The following is a 3,894-nucleotide window of genomic DNA, read 5'->3' as shown; positions in this document are numbered from 1 at the left end:
TCACCGGCTTCGGATACGCGCTCGCCTCCGCGCCGCTCCTCCTCCTCACCGGCTTTCCGCTGCGCTTCGTGGTCACCGCCAACCTGGCCCTCGGAGGGCTGACGCGGCTGTCGATCGTGTACCGCTTTCGCGACCACATCTCCCGGCGCCGGAGCCTGGGCATGTGCGCGGCCAGCGTGCCCGGGCTCTACGTGGGCGCCCGTGTCCTGTCGGACGTGCCGGAGTCGGCGGTCAAGCTGCTGGCCGGCTGCGCGGTCATGGTGACCGTCGTGCTGCTGGCCCGCTCGCTCGACCGGCCTCCCCCCAAGCCGATCCCGGGAGCGCCGCTCGCCGCCGGATTCGTGGGCGGTTTCCTGGGCGGGTCCACGTCGCTCGCCGGCGTTGGGCCGATCGTCCTCCTGAGCCGTGACAAGGCGGCGCCGACCAGCTTCCTCGCCGACCTCGCCGTGTTCTTCGTGTGGACGTCGACCGTCGGGCTCTCGCTGCTGGCGCTCGAGGGAGCCCTCGCACCCGAGGCCCTCTACCCCGCCGTGCTCCTGTGGCTCCCGGGGGCGCTGGCGGGCAACCTGCTCGGCACCGTCGTGGGACCGCGGCTTCCCGAGCGGCTGTTCCGCCGGCTGATCCTGGCGGTGCTGTTCGCCGCCGGGGCCGTGACCGCCGCATCGGGATGGGAGAGCTGACCCGCACCGCCAGCGCCGTGCGCGAGGGCCTCGACCGGCGCGCTCTGGCGGTGCTCGCGAGCGGCCACCTCCTCGCCGACGCCACGCAGGGGGTCGTGCCCGCCCTGCTCCCCTTCCTGATCCGCGAGCGTGGGCTGTCGTACGCCGCGGCCTCCGCGCTGGTCCTCGCGAGCACGGTCAGCTCCTCGGTCATCCAGCCGCTCTTCGGCTACTACTCCGACCGGCGCCCGCGGCCCTGGCTCATGCCCGCGGGAGTGGCGCTGGGCGGCGGGGGCGTGGCGCTTGCCGGGCTAACCCCCAGCTATCCCCTGCTCGTGCTGGCCATCCTCGTCAGCGGCGTGGGCGTCGCGGCTTTCCATCCGGAGGGGGCGCGGCTGGTGCGGCACGTCTCGGGCAACCGGCGCGCCACGGCCATGAGCGTCTTCTCCGTGGGCGGCACCGCGGGGTTCGCGCTCGGGCCGGCCCTCGTGACCGCTCTCGTGCTGGCCTTCGGCCTCCACGGCACGCTGTTCCTCCTCGTGCCCGCCGGAGCCGTGGCCCTCCTGCTCGTCCGGGAGCTCCCTCGCCTGGCCCGCGCGCGCACGGCCGACGAGACGGCCGGCGGGGACCGGCGGGCGCCCACCCCCGACGCCTGGGGCCCGTTCGTCACCCTCGCCGGGGTCGCGACCCTGCGCTCGTTCACGTTCTACGGCCTGCTGACCTTCCTCCCGCTCTACTTCGTCGCCTCGCTGGGAACGTCGGACGCGGAGGGCAGCAGCGCGCTCACCGTGCTGCTGCTCGGCGGGATCGCCGGCACGTTGATCGGCGGTCGCCTGGCCGACCGGGTCGGACGGCGGCCGATCCTGATCGGATCGATGGCGCTTCTCCCGCCGCTCATCGCCCTCCTCCTCCAGGTGGAGCGGGGCCCGGTCCTCGTGCTGCTGCTGGCGCTGGTCGGCGCCATGGTCGTCGCCAGCTACACCGTGACCGTGGTCATGGGCCAGGAGTACCTGCCCAACCGGGTCGGGGTCGCCTCCGGCGTGACGCTCGGCTTGGCGATCGGCATGGGCGGTGTCGGGGCGTCCGTCCTCGGGATCGTCGCCGACCACTTCTCGCTGGACACGGTGATGGCGATCGTCGCCGCCCTGCCGCTCGCGGCCCTCGCCCTGACGTTGACCCTCCCGAAAACGGGTACCTGAGGGTTCGATGCTGTTCCCTTCCCTCGCGCAGGCGAGCGCCGCTCCGGCGGTTCGTTTCGGTGACGATGCCCTGAGCCACCGCGAGCTGCGGGACGTCGCCGCGAACGTGGCGGCCGAGATCGGCGACGCCGGCCGCGTCGCGGTCTGGGCGACGTCGACGCTGCACACGTGCGCGGCGGTCTTCGGGGCCCTGGCGGCGGGCGTGGCGGTCGTGCCGATCAGCCCCAAGGCGGGCACCCGCGAGCTGGAGCACATGGCCGCCGACGCCGCTCCCGACCTGCTCTTCGCCGAGCCCGGCGCCGAGCTCCCGGCGGCGCTGCAGGGCATCGCCCGCGCCACCGTCGCGTTCGAGTCCGCCGGCCACTCGTTGCCGCCCGAGCCCGCCGAGGACGCGCCGGCGCTCATCATCTACACCTCCGGGACGACCGGCCTCCCGAAGGGCGTCGTGTTGTCCCGCCGCGCCATCGCGGCCAACCTCGACGCCCTCGCGGCGGCGTGGGCGTGGACCGCCGAGGACCGGCTCGTCCACGCGCTGCCGCTCTTCCACGTCCATGGCCTGGCCCTCGGGCTCCTCGGCCCGGTCCGGCTCGGCGGACAGGTCCGCCACCTCCAGCGGTTCTCCGCGCCCGCGGTGGCCGAGGCGCTGAACGACGGCGCCACGATGCTCTTCGGCGTCCCGACGATGTACCACCGCATCGCGATCGAGGCCGAGGAGGACGCCGGCATCGCCGAGGCGCTGCGCCGGGCTCGGCTGCTGGTGTCCGGCTCGGCCCCCCTCCCGGCGGTCGAGCACCAGCGCATCGAGCGTCTCTGCGGGCAGCGGGTGGTCGAGCGCTACGGCATGACCGAGACGCTCATGATCTGCTCGATCCGCGTCGACGGGGACCGCCGGCCGGGCTACGTCGGCCCGCCGCTCGACGGTGTCGAGGTCGTGCTGCTCGACGACGACGGCGAGGCGATCGACGTCGCCGACGACGACACGATCGGCGAGGTCGCCCTGCGCAGCCCGAGCCTGTTCAGCGAGTACCTCAACCAGCCCGACGCCACGGCCGCCGCCATGAAGGACGGCTGGTTCCTCACCGGGGACGTCGCGACGCGCGCGGCCGACGGCTACGTCAGGGTCGTCGGGCGGCGCTCCACCGACCTCATCAAGAGCGGTGGCTTCAAGATCGGCGCCGGCGAGATCGAGGGCGCGCTGCTCGAGCACGAGGCGGTGGCGGAGGCGGCGGTGACCGCGGAGCCCGACGCGGACCTCGGCGAGCGCATCGTGGCGTGGGTCGTCCTGCGACCGCAGGCCACCGCGACGGCCGAGGAGCTGGTCGCCCACGTCGCCGAGCTGCTCTCTCCGCACAAGCGCCCGCGCGAGGTCCACTTCCTGGACGACCTCCCGCGCAACGACATGGGCAAGATCCGCAAGACCGAGCTGACCCCCCCGACCGTCGGAGGCGACCGATGACCGAGCCCACCCGCTACCGCCTCGGGCTCATCGTCCCGAGCTCGAACGTGACGATGGAGACCGAGATCCCCGCCTTGCTGCGCGCGCGAGAGAGCGAGGCGCCCGAGGAGCGGTTCACGTTCCACTCGAGCCGCATGCGCATGAAGCGCGTCACCCCGGAGGAGCTGCGGGCCATGAACGCGCAGATGGACCGCTGCGCCGCCGAGCTGGCCGACGCCCGCTGCGACGTCGTGGCCACCGCCTGCCTGGTCGCGTTGATGGCCGGGGGCGCGGGCTTCCACTGCACCGCCGAGGACCAGATCCGCGACGTCCTGCGCGAGGAGGGGGCCCCGGCCCCGGTCGTGTCCTCGGCCGGCGCGCTCATCGACGGGGCCAGGGCGCTCGGCGCGCGCCGGGTGGCGATGGTCACGCCGTACCAGCGCGAGCTGACCAAGCTGGTCGCGGAGTACATCGAGGCCAGCGGCATCGAGGTGCACGACGCGCTCAGCCTCGAGGTCGCCGACAACCTCGAGGTCGCCGCGCTCGACCCGGCGGGCCTGCTCGAGCACTGGCGGCGCCTGGACCTGACGGGATGTGACGC

Annotated in this window: 4 protein-coding genes; all 4 read left to right on the top strand. The window is 74.1% G+C overall.

Features of this window, described 5'->3' with window-relative positions:
• Window positions 1-680: sulfite exporter TauE/SafE family protein (locus AABM41_09680; protein ID MEK6192567.1), on the top strand; the 680-nt coding region annotated here is incomplete at its 5' end.
• Complete coding sequence (locus tag AABM41_09675) at window positions 668-1,858, top strand: MFS transporter (protein ID MEK6192566.1); 1,191 nt, start codon at window positions 668-670, stop codon at window positions 1,856-1,858. The genes AABM41_09680 and AABM41_09675, both read left to right, overlap by 13 nt.
• A 7-nt stretch (window positions 1,859-1,865) precedes the next feature.
• The gene (locus AABM41_09670) at window positions 1,866-3,314 is read left to right on the top strand and encodes an AMP-binding protein (protein ID MEK6192565.1); all 1,449 of its coding nucleotides are present in this window, start codon (window positions 1,866-1,868) and stop codon (window positions 3,312-3,314) included.
• Window positions 3,311-3,894 (top strand): aspartate/glutamate racemase family protein (locus AABM41_09665; protein MEK6192564.1); only part of this gene is annotated, 584 nt, incomplete at its 3' end. The genes AABM41_09670 and AABM41_09665, both read left to right, overlap by 4 nt.

It is taken from the genome of Chloroflexota bacterium, assembly GCA_038040195.1.
GTDB lineage: Bacteria > Chloroflexota > Limnocylindria > QHBO01 > QHBO01 > DASTEQ01.
The sequence above is the reverse complement of the archived record's forward strand: the minus strand, read 5'-3'. Positions and strand labels throughout refer to the sequence as shown.